This window comes from Bacillus sp. FSL K6-6540 (assembly GCF_038007545.1).
Window position 1 is genome coordinate 5776932 of the sequence record NZ_JBBOXH010000001.1, and the last position, 16148, is coordinate 5793079.

Annotated in this window: 12 protein-coding genes; all 12 read right to left on the reverse strand. The window is 49.8% G+C overall.

Annotation, left to right across the window (positions count from 1 at the left end; translation table 11 throughout):
* Positions 1-65: 65 nt before the first annotated feature.
* The 12 genes from glnA to MHH82_RS25715 all read right to left on the reverse strand — a co-directional run bounded on the left by glnA (position 66) and on the right by MHH82_RS25715 (position 16144).
* Complete coding sequence (gene glnA / locus MHH82_RS25660; protein ID WP_009595727.1) at positions 66-1490, reverse strand: type I glutamate--ammonia ligase; 1425 nt, start codon at positions 1488-1490, stop codon at positions 66-68.
* A gap of 297 nt (positions 1491-1787) precedes the next feature.
* Positions 1788-2843: a 3-deoxy-7-phosphoheptulonate synthase gene (aroF, locus tag MHH82_RS25665; RefSeq protein ID WP_340968445.1), complete on the reverse strand. Its 1056-nt coding sequence runs from the start codon at positions 2841-2843 to the stop codon at positions 1788-1790.
* A 185-nt stretch (positions 2844-3028) separates the two neighbouring features.
* Entirely contained in the window at positions 3029-4819 is a 1791-nt protein-coding gene (locus tag MHH82_RS25670; RefSeq protein WP_340968448.1) for a sensor histidine kinase, read from the reverse strand.
* Positions 4820-4857: 38 nt separating this feature from the next.
* Complete coding sequence (locus tag MHH82_RS25675) at positions 4858-6432, reverse strand: helix-turn-helix domain-containing protein (protein ID WP_340968450.1); 1575 nt, start codon at positions 6430-6432, stop codon at positions 4858-4860.
* Between the two features lie 79 nt (positions 6433-6511).
* A complete protein-coding gene (locus MHH82_RS25680) occupies positions 6512-8182 on the reverse strand; it encodes an extracellular solute-binding protein (protein WP_036659957.1) in 1671 nt (556 codons plus the stop codon).
* Between the two features lie 79 nt (positions 8183-8261).
* Complete coding sequence (locus MHH82_RS25685; RefSeq protein ID WP_009594306.1) at positions 8262-9158, reverse strand: carbohydrate ABC transporter permease; 897 nt, start codon at positions 9156-9158, stop codon at positions 8262-8264.
* A gap of 31 nt (positions 9159-9189) precedes the next feature.
* Positions 9190-10146, reverse strand: coding sequence for an ABC transporter permease (locus MHH82_RS25690; protein ID WP_009594311.1), 957 nt, complete (start codon positions 10144-10146; stop codon positions 9190-9192).
* Positions 10147-10396: 250 nt separating this feature from the next.
* The gene (locus MHH82_RS25695) at positions 10397-11347 is read right to left on the reverse strand and encodes a 4-hydroxy-3-methylbut-2-enyl diphosphate reductase (RefSeq protein WP_251498926.1); all 951 of its coding nucleotides are present in this window, start codon (positions 11345-11347) and stop codon (positions 10397-10399) included.
* Between the two features lie 52 nt (positions 11348-11399).
* Entirely contained in the window at positions 11400-12857 is a 1458-nt protein-coding gene (locus MHH82_RS25700) for a sensor histidine kinase (RefSeq protein WP_340968455.1), read from the reverse strand.
* Position 12858: 1 nt separating this feature from the next.
* On the reverse strand, positions 12859-13545 hold the full coding sequence (locus MHH82_RS25705) for a response regulator transcription factor (RefSeq protein WP_009594308.1): 687 nt from the start codon (positions 13543-13545) through the stop codon (positions 12859-12861).
* Between the two features lie 130 nt (positions 13546-13675).
* A complete protein-coding gene (locus MHH82_RS25710; RefSeq protein WP_340968457.1) occupies positions 13676-15328 on the reverse strand; it encodes a S1C family serine protease in 1653 nt (550 codons plus the stop codon).
* A 162-nt stretch (positions 15329-15490) separates the two neighbouring features.
* Complete coding sequence (locus tag MHH82_RS25715) at positions 15491-16144, reverse strand: response regulator (protein ID WP_009594299.1); 654 nt, start codon at positions 16142-16144, stop codon at positions 15491-15493.
* Between the last annotated feature and the right edge of the window lie 4 nt (positions 16145-16148).

Genomic DNA, 16148 nt, shown 5'->3' on the forward strand with positions numbered 1-16148 from the left:
ACGAGTGTATACCGCCAAAAAGAGCCTGGGGCATGATGCCCCAGGCTCTTTTATAATCCTGTTTATTAGATATCGTAGTACAGGGAGTACTCGTGCGGATGAACGCGGATGTTAACCGCTTTGGCTTCGGCACGCTTGAAGTCGATGAAGTTCTCGAGGAATTCTTGCGTGAATACGCCGCCCTCTGTCAAGAACTCATAGTCTGCTTGAAGTGCATCCAATGCCTCGTCCAGGGAACCCGGTACGCTGCGGATTTCCTTCTTCTCGGCGTCGGACAGTTCGTAAATGTTTTTATCGAATGGCCCGTAACCGAGTGCGGTAGGATCGATTTTACGCTTGATCCCGTCCAGACCGGCCATCAGCATAGCAGAGAATGCAAGGTAAGGGTTCGCTGTGGAATCTGGTGTGCGGAACTCGATGCGGCAGCCTTTAGGCGTTACGGCAGCAACCGGAATCCGTACTGCGGCAGAACGGTTGCCCTTGGAGAATACGAGGTTAACCGGTGCTTCATAGCCTGGTACCAGACGTTTGAAGGAGTTGGTGCTCGGATTCGTCAAAGCGATCAAGGCAGGCGCATGGTACAGAATACCGCCGATGTAGTGGAGCGCCGTTTCGCTCAGGTTCGCATAAGCGCCTTTTTCGTAGAACAGCGGAGTGTCGCCGTCGAAAATGGATTGGTGAACGTGCATGCCGCTACCGTTATCCCCGAACAATGGCTTCGGCATGAACGTAGCCGTTTTGCCGTATTGGCGGGCTGTGTTATGCACGATATATTTATAGATCAACAAATTGTCAGCTGTTTTCTTCAATGTATCGAAACGGAAATTGATTTCGGCCTGGCCGGCAGTTGCCACCTCATGGTGATGACGCTCAACGCGAAGACCTGCTTCGTCGAGGAGACGGCACATTTCGCTGCGGATATCCTGTTGAGTATCCACTGGCGCTACAGGAACATATCCGCCCTTAACCCCTACTTTGAATCCCAGGTTGCCGCCTTCTTCCTTGCGGTTCGTATTCCACTGGGCTTCCTCGGAGTCTACGAAGTAGCTGGAGCTGTTCATGGAGCTTTCATAGCGGACTTCATCGAACAGAAAGAACTCGGATTCCGGTGCGAAGAAGGCTGCTGTTCCGATGCCGGCTTCTTGAAGGTATTGCTCGGCACGAGCCGCGATTCCGCGCGGGTCACGCTCATAAGCATCGCCTTCCGGAGTATAGATGTTGCTCATAATATTAAGTGTAGGGTGTGCTGTAAACGGATCAATATAGCAAGACTCCGGATCAGGCATCATGACCATATCCGATTCTTCAATGCCGCGGAATCCTGGAATAGAAGATCCATCAAACGCTACCCCGTTCACGAAAGTTTCTTCGTCTACTTCTGAAGCCGGCAAGCTAATGTGATGCACCCGTCCCGACAAGTCTACAAAACGAAAATCGACCCACTCAATATTGTTCTCTTTAATGGTTTGCAATACTTTCTCTACCGACATGTCTCTTCCTCCCAATTTCCGAACATTAAGACTTAAACAGCTTAACAATGTTCATAATCTTTCGATTTCTTTTCGTCATTATATGCCGGGAGATAACCTGACGTCAATACCTATGTAAGGTATTTTTTAAAATGGTGTCATGTTATGTGACATGGAAAACCAATTAAAGTAAATGCAGCAAAAAGACACCTGCGGTTAAGATGCAGGTGCCTTCTACTATAAATTAGGGGATGGCGAAGCCATTCATTGTGTTCTTACCGCTATGCTCGAATATATCATTATAGCATGTAACACGTGTTATACGCTCGCGAATTCAGAAGCAGGCGCTTTGGTCGTGGCAAAGCTCTTCCCTACCAATGGAGCCAGCTTCTCCAAGTCTTTAAGCAGTGCGGCGAATTGGTCCGGGAACAGGGATTGGACCCCGTCGCCTGTCATGGAGTTGTCCGGATCCGTATGCATTTCAATGATAAGACCGTCGGCTCCGGCCGCGACGGATGCCTTGGACATCGGTTCGACCAGCTCGCGCCGGCCCGTTCCGTGACTCGGGTCAGAGATCACCGGAAGGTGACTCAATCCTTGCAAAACAGGAATGGCAGATAAATCCAGCGTATTCCGGGTATAAGTTTCGAATGTTCGGATTCCGCGTTCGCAGAGCATGACATTCGGATTGCCGCCGGCCAGGATGTATTCCGCTGCGTTCAGGAATTCGTCATAAGTTGCACTGAAGCCTCTTTTCAACAAAACTGGTTTGCCGCAGGTGCCAAGTTTCCGAAGCAGATCGAAATTTTGCATGTTGCGGGTGCCCACTTGAAGAATATCGGCGTACTCCGCGCAGATATCGACGTATTCGGGCGTCATCACCTCTGTAATGGTCAACAGGCCATGCTTTTGCCCGGCTTCCGCCATCATGATCAGACCTTCGACGCCAACGCCCTGAAAGCTGTAAGGACCCGTACGCGGCTTAAATGCGCCCCCTCTTAGCACTTGTCCGCCTGCTGCTTTCACCAGCTGCGCAATTTCATCAATCTGCTGCGCGGATTCAACGGCACATGGGCCGCCCATGACAACCAGATTGCCGCCGCCAATCTTGGTTCCCTTAATATCGATCACCGTATCATCCGGATGGAAATCACGGCTGGCAAGCTTGTAGGACTTGGAGATCTTAACTACATTCTCTACGCCCTTCATTTGGCGAAGATGCTCCGCAAGCTTCGGGTTCACGCTGCCAATCAGGCCGATCACCGTGCGATCCGCCCCCTTCGATACGTGAGCCTGGAGCCCTTCCTTCTCAATTTCGGTAACGATATGCTGAACTTGTTCCTCTGATATTTGATTGGATGTAATGACGATCATAAATAAACCTTCTTTCTGAATGAATTCCAATTTCGATGTTGATTTCAATCCATGGATAGTCACTTTCGCACTTGTTCGCTTTTAAGCTTTTATGCTTTTAATCGATAAAGTAAATATACAGAAAAAATCTCCCCTCGTCAAGCCCATTCTTCAGGCCATCACGATCGGGAGATATTCCTTGCCTGTTACATCAGCGTTTTGTTGCGTCCTTCCGCTACGGTTCGCTTCACCAGCGGTATGATAATTCTTACCGTTGTCCCGATGCCGGCGCGGCTGAATAACGTGACCCCATACTCGCTGCCGTAGTGAAGCTTGATCCGTTGATCTACGTTTCGTATGCCGTAACCCGCATTGGTCAGATCCTGTCCCCCTGTATTATCCAGCACGCGGCCGGGTGGGAAACCGACGCCATTATCGATAATTTTGAATTCCAAAGCATCTTCCAGCAATCTGGCCGTTATCCGGATATGAATATAGTCTCCGGTCCACGCATGCTCGAGCACATTCTCGATAAACGGCTGCAAAATCAATTTCACGGTTTCATACCGGACCACCTCAGGCTCAAAATCATAAGTAACCTGCATCCGGTCGTCGTATTTAATCTTTTGAATGTCCACGTAAGCTTGGGCCTGTTCCAATTCATTCTTCACGGATATGATGTTCCGGCCGTCGTTGAGCGACAAACGATAAAACTTCGCCAGGTCCATTACCATACGCTGCAGTTTATCCAGCATCCCAAACCGCGCGAGGCGGCTGATGGAGGATAGGGTATTGTATAAGAAATGCGGATTAATCTGTGCGTGCAGCGACTCCAGCTCCGCTTCCTTTTTCTGCAGGTCGGCCAGGTACACCTCATTGATCAGCTTGCCGATGTTGCTGCCCATATCGTTCAAGGCAGAGGAAATATGCGTAAATTCATCATTCCCCTTAAAGGATACCCGTTTATGGAATTCGCCTTCCTGGAAGGAGTCCAGCACAGATACGATTTTGGACACCCGGCGGCTGAAATATCTGGAGACCACGATGCTGACCACGAAGAAGATACCGATGCAGATCAGACAGATCAGATAGGTTAGATTACGTATTTTGACCGTGTCTTTTTCCACGATTTGAGCAGGCACGACGGCAATCAAATCCCAGCCGAGCTGGGGAATGGGCTTCCGAATCAGAAGGTCCCCGTTCTTGCGAAGTTCCTTCTCTTTGAAAACGTTTGTGGATTTTCCCCCTGATGAAAGAACGACCCGGCCCTGTGCATCCGATAAATACAATGCGGTCCCGTCACCGATCTTCTTGTAATCCATGCTTTCAAACAGGTCCGTCATACTGACGTTCATCCGCATGAACCCGATCTCCTGCGGTTTGATGGTCGAACTGATATCCACCAGCCGCCGAAGCAAGGATATGCGTCCGTTGCTCACATCGTCCTCAATCTGTTTCCACTGCAGGGTTACGCCGTAATTCTCTTCCTTCGGATATAATTTATACCAGGAGCGGTCCTCCAGCCTGTCATATTGATAAATATCAAACAGACGTTTGTTGGAGTCCAGCGGGTCTGTATACGTATAACTGTCATAGATCTCCCTAAGGTCGTCATTGCGCAGGTAGATCGATAACCAGATCCTTCGGTTCGCCGTGCTTACCGCGGTCTCCAGCTTCGGAATCAGCACGTTGATCGTGGTGTCATAGCTTATCCAAGCGCTTTCGGTAAAACGCAGACGGCTGTTAAAGGTCGTATCAAAATAAAGCATATCCGATATCCGGATCATATCCTCCATCTTATACGATATGTTCTCGCTCATCTGATGAAGCGTGCCCTGAATGTTGTTATACGTCTGCTCTCGGGTAGACTTCACGAAGACCTGATTCGCTATCTGACCGACAAGCAGCACCGGTATAATGATAAATACGCAGTACGAAAACATTAACTTGTATCCGAAAGGTATCTTGACCCGTATTCGTTCGAATTTCCCCGCCATAGCCTGTTTGACCCCATATCTAATCTGAATTTTGCTAGTTACGAGTGCTTGCGCCGGTATTCCAGAGGCGTCATTCCATACATTTCCTTAAACTGCCTGCTGAAATAAGGCAGATATTGATAACCTGTCTGTGATGCAATTTCATATATTTTGAGCTTGGTCGTCTTGAGGAGATCCCTGGCGCGCTCCATCCGGAGCTTGATTACATAATCGCTAAAGTTGTGCCCGGTTTCTTCCTTGAAGAGCACCCCGAGATAATTCGGTGAAAAAGAAAACCGGTTCGCCATATCCCGCAGCGTAATATTCTCGTGCATGCGAGCCTGGATATTCTCTATAATCTCTTCGACCAGCCTGCCATTCTTGGTTGATTTGCGGTTCTTGAGCATTTCCGAAATTTCCATTGCCTTCATGCGAAGCCATGAGAAAATATCATCCATCGTTTCGAATTGAAGCAGAATATCCAGGTTTTTGAGCTCCAGTCCTGCCATACGATATAACTCTTCGTTCATCGCTTGCAGATGTCCTTCCAGCTTCACCATGATATACACGGCCAAATTGCGTATGGTGAATTTGGATCGGATGCTGGATGCCAGCAGTTGAATCGCTTCCAGTTCGTCATAGATACGAACGATATCATACTCCGTCATGGCTGTAAATAAAGCATCCAAACGGATGTCGAGGCTTTTTACGTCTTCCCGGTCCTCGGTCGGCACCTCGCTGTACAGGATCCATTTGCCCTTGCCCCGGAACATCTTATAATCCAGCGCGTCCAAAGCCTCCATGTACGACGTGTGAAGCTGCTCCAGCTGATGGACGGCCCTGCCTTCCCCGACCGTCATCGAATAGTTATATTCCCGTTTTAATTCCTCCAGCAGGGCTTGAATCTCTTCCTTGCCCCGGCCCCCGTTAAGGAGTACGGCCGTTCGCTGATCGGTTACCTTGCATATATATTCAAAGCCGCGCTGTTCAAGCAGTTTATGCAGTCTCGTGAAATACTCCTCTATGGCACTCAGCTTTTCCTCGGAACCGAGCGAGCCGGTTCGCCAGGTGCTCACATTATCAAGCTCCAGCAGAATGACGCAGACCGGCCAATGAAGCTCTGTCAGCCGGTACTCCCGCTTGATAATGTCCAGGATGGCTCCGTCATAGGGCCGCTGAAGGATTTGCAGGAGATACTGATTTTTGAGGATGGGGATCATCTGCTGGTAAGCTTCCTCCGTCTCCTTGCGTTCATGAAGACGATCCAGCTCCATTCTAACCTTCGTTAATGCATCGATCAGCTCCTGGTCCTCCATCGGCTTTAACACATAACTGCATGCGTTCAAAGCAATCGCCTGCTTCACGTAACCAAAGTCCTGGTAACCGCTTACGAAGATAATCCGGAGCTCCTCCTGCAATTTCAGTGCCCGCTGAGCAAGCTCAAGCCCGGTCATATTCGGCATGCGTACATCGGTAACGAGGATGTCGACCTTCTCACTTTCGAGCACCTCACAAGCAGCAAAGCCGTTATTGACCGAATCGATCACTTTCATTCCGAGATCTTCCCATGGAATAAAGCTTTTCATGCCCTCTAGGTCCAGTATTTCGTCGTCTGCCAGCAGCACTTTATACACGGGTATCATCTCCCCCATAAATTCCGATAAGGGTATACTGCATAAGCAGCATACCCTTCTTGGTTTAAGCAAAAATTAATTATTGGCCTTTCATTTTAGCAACGTTTTCTTGCCATTTCGTTGTTTTGAATGCAAGCAGCTTATCGTATCCTGCAGATTGGGCATCGGCTTCAGCCTTGTCGAGGATTGCCAACACTTCGGCATCATCCTTCGCGTACAGGGCTTTCGCTCTGGATTCCGTAAAAATATCTTCTACGCGTTGACGAATAATTCCTTCCTCGCTGTCCGGAGCCGGATCGAGGTTAATGTACTCCGTGGCATTGGCTTGAGTTTTCCAAGTGACTTCATATTGCCAGCGAGTGGACCAGTTGCGCTGCTCTTCCGGCAACGTGCTCTCGTATTTCGCTTTCGCTGTATCAACAAACACGGTGTTACCATTCCAGTGAAGATTCGTTGTGATGGCTTGCAGCTTGCCGAGACCGGCAGCATCCGTTACATATTTCTCGGTGAACTTCGGTGTTACGCCATCCTCTTCAAATCCGTCCCAGTATCCTCCTGGAGGCCCCCACATGAGAACGCTTTGGCCTTCAGGACCTGTGTACCAATCCAAGAATGCGAATATCGCTTCGGGATCTTTAGCGGATTTCGTAATGACGCTTACGTTCCAACCCAATTGCGTATAAGTACCAGGGAAGATCTTGTTCTTGTCCAGGCCTTCCTTGTGAATCGGCCAGATCATGAAGTAACCGGCTTCCGGATCCTTCGCCGTCAATTCAGCGTGGGCGTTCATTGCATTTTCCGTCGGGCTCGAAGCTGCATACACAGCAACGCGTCCCGTGTTCACTTTTTCTTTGACTTGGTCAGCCGTTTGGGTCATGGCATCCTGAGAAATCAATTTCTCGCGGAACAACTTCGCGGAATACTGCATCGACTCGCGGAAAATCGGATCCGTAAAGATCGAAGTCAGCTTATCGCCGTTAGGCACACCGCGGATGCTGATCCAACGAGTCAGCGCGTTTTCTGCAAATGCAGAGTACAGCACCTCGATACCTTGACCTTGTACGTGCGGTTCATAAGGAACCACTTGATCGCCGTATTTCGCTTTGACGGCTTTCAGGTATTCATACAGATCATCCGTCGTTTCCAGCTTCGGCTCGCCAAGCTCTTTGTAGATCTTCTTGTTTACAACATAACCCGCATTACCGTTCGGTTGGTTCGTATACCAGTTCGGGAACTGATACAGCTTGCCGTCCGGAGAGCGAAGCATGTTCAGACCTTCGTCCCCCATCCACTCTTTCAGGTTAGGATATTTATCAAGATATTCATCGAAAGGTACGAGCATATCGGCTTGACGCAGCTTCTCTACGTCCGGACCACGGTCCATCCACATCACATCCGGAAGCTCCGTGGATGCGATCATGGTATTGAATTTTTGCTGTGCGTTACCTTGCGAATGGATCGCGTTGACGGTTACCTTCTTGTTCTCCTTAATCCATTTCGAAGATTCGTCTTGTCCCCATGGCGGCATGGTGTACTCGTTATAATGGCCGTAGAAACTGAACTCAAGCGGTGTTTCGCCAAGCACAAACTTGTCGGATGCCTCCGTTGGAGGCGTGCTGGTTCCGTTTTCGCCTGCAGGCGAAGGATCAGCAGTCTTGGTTCCACCGCCGCCGCCGCATGCAGAAAGCATCAGCGCTGCCGCAAGCAAAGCCGTCATGGACGTGGTCAGCGATTTCTTTCTCAACCTCATTCTCTAATTTCCCCTTTCGTTTTTACACTTGATATTTATGTCTAAAGCTTAAGGCTTCAAACAACACGCATTGTTTTCCCTACTCTTTCAGGGAACCTACCAGAACACCTTTAACGAAGTGCTTCTGTACGAATGGATACACCATAATAATCGGAAGCGTTGCCACCATCATGGTTGCCATGGACAACGACTTGGAGGTTACACTTTGCATCCGGGAGAGCACCGCCTGCGAAGCGGAATCCAGGTTGCTCATCTGTTCAGACATAATATTGGAGTTCAATATTTGACGAAGCATGGTCTGAATCGGAAGCAAGTTCTCGTTATTGATGTAGATACTCGGCAAGAACCATTCATTCCAATGGGAAACCGCCGTAAACAACGATAATGTTGCGATGACCGGACCGGACAGAGGCAGAATGATCTTAAAGAAAATGCCCCAGTTGCCGCAGCCGTCGATTTTGGCGGACTCTTCAAGACCGCTTGGGAGGCCGTTGAAGAATGTCCGGAAAATGATCATGTTCCACACGCTTACCAAACTCGGGATAATGAACACCCAGAAGGAATCCATCAGCCCCAAACCGCGAACGAGCATGAACGTCGGGATCAAGCCGCCGCCGAAATACATCGTAACGATACACATAATCATGTAGTATTTGCGGCCGATCAGCTCCCGCTTGGTCATCCCGTAAGCGAAGATGGAGGTTACCAGTATGGAGGAAATCGTTCCGATCACGGTACGAAGCACCGAAATCTTGAAACCATTCAGCAACCGGTTATCCTGAAACACGATGCCGTAATTCTCAAGCGTAAAATCACGGGGCCAGAAGGTAACGCCCCCCATTGCCGTATCTGAACCTGAGTTAAATGAAATGACTAGTCCGTTCCAAAACGGATAAAACGTTACAAAGGCCAAGAATGCCAAGAAGATATAAATGATGACCATCATCACTTTGTCACCAAATGCTAGACGTACCACTATTACCCGCTCCCTTCCTCATAATGATCTCTTACCATAAGCTGTTTCCTGATTTGCGTGCAATCAAGTTGGCAATCGTCAGAAGCATGACGCTGATCACCGCTTTAAACAAGCCTACGGCCGTTGCATATGAGAATCGGGAGTTTTCGATACCTATTCGATAGACATATGTGTCGATAACGTCGGATACCTCTCGCAATACCGGGTTCTTAGCCAAGAGCAAGATGTCTTCGAAGCCTGCAGTCAGCAAGTTACCAATGGCAAGAATCATGAAAATAACGACGACCGGCATGATCGATGGAAGCGTAATCGTGAAAATCTGCCTGAATTTGCTTGCGCCATCCATGTCGGCCGCTTCATACATGTGCGGGTCAACCCCGGCAACCGCCGCCAAGTATACGATGGAGGAAAATCCAATCTCTTTCCATACCCCTGTCGTAACGAGAATTCCCCAGAAATATTCCGGTAGCGACAGGAAGTTGATCGGCTCTTCGATCAAATTCAGCTTCTGCAGCAAAATGTTCACGCTGCCGTTATCCGTTGACAAGAGCGAAATCGCAAAGCCTGAAACGATAACCCAGGACAGAAAGTGCGGAAGATAACTGACCGTTTGCACCAGTCTCTTGAAGAACATATGTCGAACTTCGTTCAGCATAAGCGCCAGCAGAATCGGTGCCGGAAATCCAATAAGAAACTTGAGCAAACTGATGACAATCGTGTTTCTCATGACCGTCATAAATTCCGGCGATTCAAAAAACATTTCGAAATGCTTGAATCCGGCCCACGGGCTGTCGCCCATCCCCTTGAAAATGTTAAAGTCTTGGAAAGCCATTAAAATACCGTACATCGGTATGTAGCTAAACACAAAAACGAGTGCCAGTGCAGGTAGCACCATTAACTGTATATCCCATTGTTTAGCAAAGCGAAGCAATAAACTTTCCTTCTTCCGTTTCGGAACAGGTTCCTGTTCTACGGATATTTGCGCCATGTCCAACCCCCCGTGTGTTCTATGCCATGAAGTTTACCTGATGTCTAACATTGTAGAATAAACGATTGAATATAAACATTTGCCTATTCAACGAAAAATGATAGTATTCAATCGAGAATTGAAACGCTTACACGGCATGGAATATTTGCGAGGGTGAAATGATAGGTGCGATTGCTTTCCATAAACGTAAAAAGACCCACCGCAAACATCATTGCGATGGGTCTGAAAAATAAGCTTGTGATGGCATTAACTATGATTTGCTCTTCACCCGAACAGGCGGAAGCAATTTACTCATATTCACCGTACGCTTGATCTCCCAAGTTTCCGGCTGATCATGTTCATACTGTTCCAAATAGGCGATGACTTCCTTCGTGATCGGAGTCGGTGTTGATGCCCCTGATGTAACTGCCACTTTGCCTACTCCTTCAAGCCATTCGCGCTTGAGTTCCGTCACATCGCCAATACGGTGGGCCGGTACTCCTGCTATCTCTTCGGATACCTGAGCAAGACGGTTCGAGTTATTGCTGCGAGGATCTCCTACCACGATCACTAAATCCGCCTGACCGGCTTGTTCGGCTACCGCTTCCTGACGCACCTGCGTTGCAAGACAAATTTCATTATGAATCTCCGCTCCCGGGAATTTATCGAGCAAGCTCTTCATGATATGCTTGATGTCCCATTGACTCATCGTGGTCTGGTTCGTGATGATGATTCGGGATGCATTTACCTGAAGCTGTTCAATTTCTTCTTCCTTCTCGATCAGATGCACGTGTTCCGGTGCGATCCCGATCGCCCCTTCCGGCTCGGGATGCCCCTTCTTCCCGATGTAAATGATCTCATATCCGTCGGCTACCTTATCCCGGATCAGATCATGGGTTTTCGTCACATCCGGGCAAGTGGCGTCGAGCGTGGTCAGCCCTTTATCCCGCGCAAGCTTGCGTACTTCGGGAGAGACCCCGTGTGCGGTAAAAATAACGGTTCCGCTCTCAACCTGGCTCAGGATTTCCATCCGATTCGGACCGTCCAGGGTAATGATGCCTTCGTCCTCAAAGGATTGAGTGACATGACTGTTATGCACAATCATGCCCAATATATAAATAGGCCGAGGAAGATCCAGATTCTGCGCCGCCTGACGCGCCAAGACCATGGCGTCGACGACACCGTAACAATAACCTCTCGGTGATATTTTCAAGACTTCGATGATCCCCACCTGCTTTCCGTTGTAATACATCAGCGATCTAGTCTATTATACCCTATTCCAGGGGAGGAGCAAAGACGACGGGGAGCCAGACGATAAAGGTGCTGCCTTCCCCTCTTCGGGTGACGACCTCGACAGAGCCCTTATGCTCATCGATGATCCATTTGGCGATGGACAGTCCGAGTCCGGTTCCGCTCGTGATGCCTCTCGACTGATCCGCACGGTAGAAGCGTTCGAATATGAACGGAACCTCATCCTTATCCATACCGATTCCCGTATCCGAAATCCGCAAGCCCACCTGACCCTTGTACAGAACAACATCCAGACTGACCTCGCCCTCAGGCGTGTACTTGAACGCATTCTCGATAAAAATGAACAGCATCTGCTGTAAATAATCCTTATTTCCTTCCACATAAACACCGTTCAGGACAGACAGCTCTCCGACATGCCATTCTGCGGTTTTCTCCAGGAAATGAGCGCGCCGCGCAACCTCTTCAACCAAAGGCTGGAGCGGCACCGGGTCCAGCTCAAACGTCTGGCCGGTATCGGCCCGCGCCAGGGACAGCATATCGTTCACCAGCCGGCTCATCCGCTTCGCTTCATCGGATATATCGCCTACCGCTTCGACCGAGATCTGTTTGATCATTTCCTCGTCCATATCTGCTCTCTCGCCGGGAGCAACCGTCCACATCTTCTGTAGGAGATCCACATTGCCCCGGATGGTGGTCAGCGGGGTTCGAAGCTCATGGGAAGCGTCCGATACAAAGCGCCGCTGCGCCGCATAGGCATCCTCAAGCTCTTTATAGAAGCTCTCCGTCCTCTCAAGCATCCCGTTAAACGTGCCGATTAACTGACCGATCTCGTCCTGAGGCCCGTCGTATTCGATCCGTACGCTAAGGTCGGTGCCTTTTTGGATCTGCTCCGCTGCCTCCGTGACCTTGCCGATCGGTTTCATGGATTTCCGGGCTAAGAATAATCCTAGGGTTGAAGCGATCACGAGTGTCGCTGCCGAGCCCATGATGAGGATGGATTGAAGCCGGTCCAGGGTTTGCTCGATGGTGCGTGTACTTACACCAATTTGAAGCCATCCGAATAATTTCCTTGAGTTGGTTTCAACTACAGGAGATTCGTATACAAGAAAGGAGGCCCCATTAAACGAAAATCGTTTAAACTCTCCGGACTTGGTCATACTTAATGCTCTTTCAATAGTCGGACTCTCAAATTGCAAGCCGCTAAACTCCATGTTGCCGGACCGCCAAATGGATCCGTTATAGAACGTATAGAGCTGTACATATAAATCAGCTGCCTCCGCATTAATCGCCGAGGAGCGATCCGGTAGTAGGGCAACTGACGATGACGTGTAACCAATCTTATTGGCTTCCTGCACCAACCGCTGCTTTAACTCCTCATACGTATACAAATGGACAAAGCCATACACCGCCGAACTGAATATCAGCAGTGTCACGAACAAAATGCCGGTATACCATGCTGTCAGTCTTAACCGAATGGACATGCTAGTTATCTCCTCTTAAAATATAGCCGGCTCCGCGGATCGTCTGGATCAGCCGTTTACCTCCATGTTCTTCGGTCTTCTGCCGGAGCATGGCGATATAAACCTCCAGCACGTTCGACTCCCCGCTGTAGTCATAGCCCCATATTTTATCCATAATCAAATCGCGGGACAGCACCCGCTTCGGGTTTTGCATAAACAGGTGCAGCAGCTCGAATTCCTTGGCCGTGAGCTCCAGTCTCTGCCCGCCGCGAATGACCTCCCTTGCGTCGGTATCCATCACGAGATCCTCGAAGGTCAGTCGGTGGTTCGAGGTATCATCCCCGGTTTTACGGCGCAGCAAAGCCCGGACGCGAGCAAGCAGCTCCTCCAGCGCAAAGGGTTTGACCAGATAATCATCCGCTCCGGTATCCAGCCCCTTTACCCGGTTCTCCACCTCATCCTTTGCCGTCAGCATCAGCACCGGTATCGTGCTTCCGCCCTCCCGGAGTCTGCGCAGCGCTTCAAATCCATCGACCTGCGGCATCATCACGTCCAGAACGACGACGTCCGGGTCCTCGCTCAATATCACTTTCAATCCTTCTGCTCCGTTGGATGCGGTCAGGACGTCATAGCCCTCAAACGCAAGCCCTCTGCGCAGCATGGAAATAATCTTCTCATCATCGTCTACAATCAAAATCCGGGATCGCATAGCGGCATCTCCTCTATCTTCTTAGCGTTATATTTAGTACGACGTTACAATCCCATTATATCGGTCGCTTCAAGGACAAGACAAGCGGAAGGGAACGGTCCCTTCCGCTTGTTGTCACGCCTATCCAGGGTTACGGCTGCTGTTGTTGCTGCTGTTGGGTAAGATCAAACTTATTACGGTCCCCAATCGTCAACGGCAGATCCATATTCTTGCCGTTACGAACCACATTCAGCGTAATTTTATCTCCAACCTTCTTCGACTGTATGAATTCAGTCAGATCCTTCGAGGTCGGATATTTCGTCCCGTCTACGCCCACAATGATGTCATATTGACGCAGGTCCGCTTCATAAGCCGGCGATCGGAATACGACACCGTCAACATAAGAACCTTCCGTTACGTCGGTACCCAGGGACTGAGCAATTTGCGGAGTGACAGTTCCCAAGGTTGCCCCTATAAACGGAACAGGCTCTTTAGGAATTTCCTCATTGTTCTTCAGGTATTCCACAACTTCCTTGATCGTGCTGGACGGAATCGCAAAACCGATTCCTTGCGCTTCCGCGCTGACGGCTACGTTCATCCCGATAACCTCGCCCTTCAGATTAAGAAGCGGTCCGCCGGAATTACCCGGATTAATCGAAGCATCGGTTTGCAGAAGATGCTCGTAATTACGCTCAGCTTCGCCGTTCGTTCCTTGAATATCGATCTCGCGTTCCTTCGAGCTAAGTACACCAGCGGTTACCGTGTGTTCAAAACCGTGCGGGTTGCCGATGGCAACAAGCCATTCACCAACCTTCAGCGAGTCGGAGTCACCTAGCTGTACTGAAGGGAAATCCGCCCCTTCGATTTTCAAAACGGCTAAATCGAGCTCATAGCTGGAACCGAGCAGCTTCGCTTCATAAGGCTTTTTGGTACCCTGTACCGTCACTTGGATCACATCTGCGCCATGGATTACATGCTCATTCGTCAAGATGTATCCCGACTTCTCAAAGATGAAACCCGAGCCGATGCCTGAAGGCTGAAGCTGGGATTCCTGACCTCCGTTGTTGCTGCTTCCACCGTTTCCGCTGTTTCCGCCATTGCCTTCCTGGCTGGATTGACCGCCGCCGAAGAAGTACCAGAACGGATCGTTCATGTTCGGATTCGTGCTTTGTCTATTGCTGCTGTTTACAAGCGTCTCGATCAGCACGACCGCCGGACTCGCCTGATCCACCACTGCCGATACGTCGCCTTGACCTGATGGGATCATCGCTGATGCGGTAGTAGCTCCGCCGTTATCTCCACCGTTATCCTCGACGTTAGCCGAAGTTTCTTGGGCTGGCTCTGAGGAGTACGCCGCATCCGGCGTAAACAGATTCGTTCGGTCAGCGGCAAACATCAGGCTCGAAATGACGAGGACGCCTGCCAAGAAAGACAATAGTACGGTCTTGACGGAATTTTTGGGCTTCTGGCTGTAGTTCCACTCTTTGTTTCTTTTCATGGAATCCACAGGCCCGCCGCCACCCTGGCTTCCGGAGGAATGGGCCTGCGAGAAGCTGGAAGATGGAATCGGTTTAACGGGCTGCGGAGCGGTAACCTCCACTTCCTGGGGTTCCCGGCTCTGGTAAGGCCGTTCCGTTTTCTCATCGTCGCGGTTATTCGATATGGACTGGAACGGTCCGTAAGAATAGTAATAAGAAGAATTCTCCGTGGATGCTTCCTCACGTCTCGTTGCTTCATTGTTATTCGCTTCGTTGTTCATTCCCTCATCATCCGGATACCCGTAACGCTTTCTTTGGTCGTCCATTGGTCTACCTCCTATTAAAATCACTTGCTTCCAAGTGGTCTAATTGATTAACTGTTCTTATTGTGTACTATAAACCTTAATAGTACCTTAAAAACAATTAAAAGGCAGATAAAAAGAAAACCGGGACGCTTCCCGGTCATACCTCACCAAAAGAACATATTGCTATATTTTGACCCAGCCCTTCCGGTGGGCATAAATCGCCAATTGCGTACGGTCCTCCAGCTCGCACTTCATCAGCAGATTGCTGACATGGGTTTTGACCGTCTTGATGCTGATATGCAGCTCTTCGCCGATCTCTTTGTTGCTCTTGCCTTCGGCAATCAGGAGCAGCACTTCCTTCTCCCGCTCGGTAAGCCCGGATTCATCCCCGTTCACCATATGCCGGCGGATTCCCCTGGTGAGTGCTTCCGAGACGTCTTTGGTCATGACCGGCATGCCCCGGAACGCTCCCTGAAGGGCGTAAATGAGCTCGTCAGCCGAAACCGTCTTAAGCACGTAGCTGACTGCCCCCGCTTCAATGCACTCGACCACAAGCTCGTCTTCGAGAAAGCTGGTCAGAATCACGATCTTCTGATCCGGGAATTCGGACATAACCGCGCGCGTGGTCTCCGCCCCGTTCATCACCGGCATCATCAGGTCCATTAGAATGAGATCCGGCCGGTCGGCCTCCTCCCCGTTTCTCAGCATATCGACGACCTCTTGGCCATTCGCTGCTTCTCCGATCACTTCAAACCCCGGATCCAACGATAAATATGTTTTTAACCCCATGCGAACCATATCATGATCATCAGCCAGCAATATCCGAATCGTACCCATAATG

Bases quoted from the DNA above. Each gene is read 5' to 3' on its own strand.
- glnA (WP_009595727.1), bottom strand. From the start codon at position 1,490: ATGTCGGTAGAGAAAGTATTGCAAACCATTAAAGAGAACAATATTGAG.
- aroF (WP_340968445.1), bottom strand. From the start codon at position 2,843: ATGATCGTCATTACATCCAATCAAATATCAGAGGAACAAGTTCAGCAT.
- MHH82_RS25670 (WP_340968448.1), bottom strand. From the start codon at position 4,819: ATGGCGGGGAAATTCGAACGAATACGGGTCAAGATACCTTTCGGATAC.
- MHH82_RS25680 (WP_036659957.1), bottom strand. From the start codon at position 8,182: ATGAGGTTGAGAAAGAAATCGCTGACCACGTCCATGACGGCTTTGCTT.
- MHH82_RS25690 (WP_009594311.1), bottom strand. From the start codon at position 10,146: ATGGCGCAAATATCCGTAGAACAGGAACCTGTTCCGAAACGGAAGAAG.
- MHH82_RS25700 (WP_340968455.1), bottom strand. From the start codon at position 12,857: ATGTCCATTCGGTTAAGACTGACAGCATGGTATACCGGCATTTTGTTC.
- MHH82_RS25705 (WP_009594308.1), bottom strand. From the start codon at position 13,545: ATGCGATCCCGGATTTTGATTGTAGACGATGATGAGAAGATTATTTCC.
- MHH82_RS25710 (WP_340968457.1), bottom strand. From the start codon at position 15,328: ATGGACGACCAAAGAAAGCGTTACGGGTATCCGGATGATGAGGGAATG.
- MHH82_RS25715 (WP_009594299.1), bottom strand. From the start codon at position 16,144: ATGGGTACGATTCGGATATTGCTGGCTGATGATCATGATATGGTTCGC.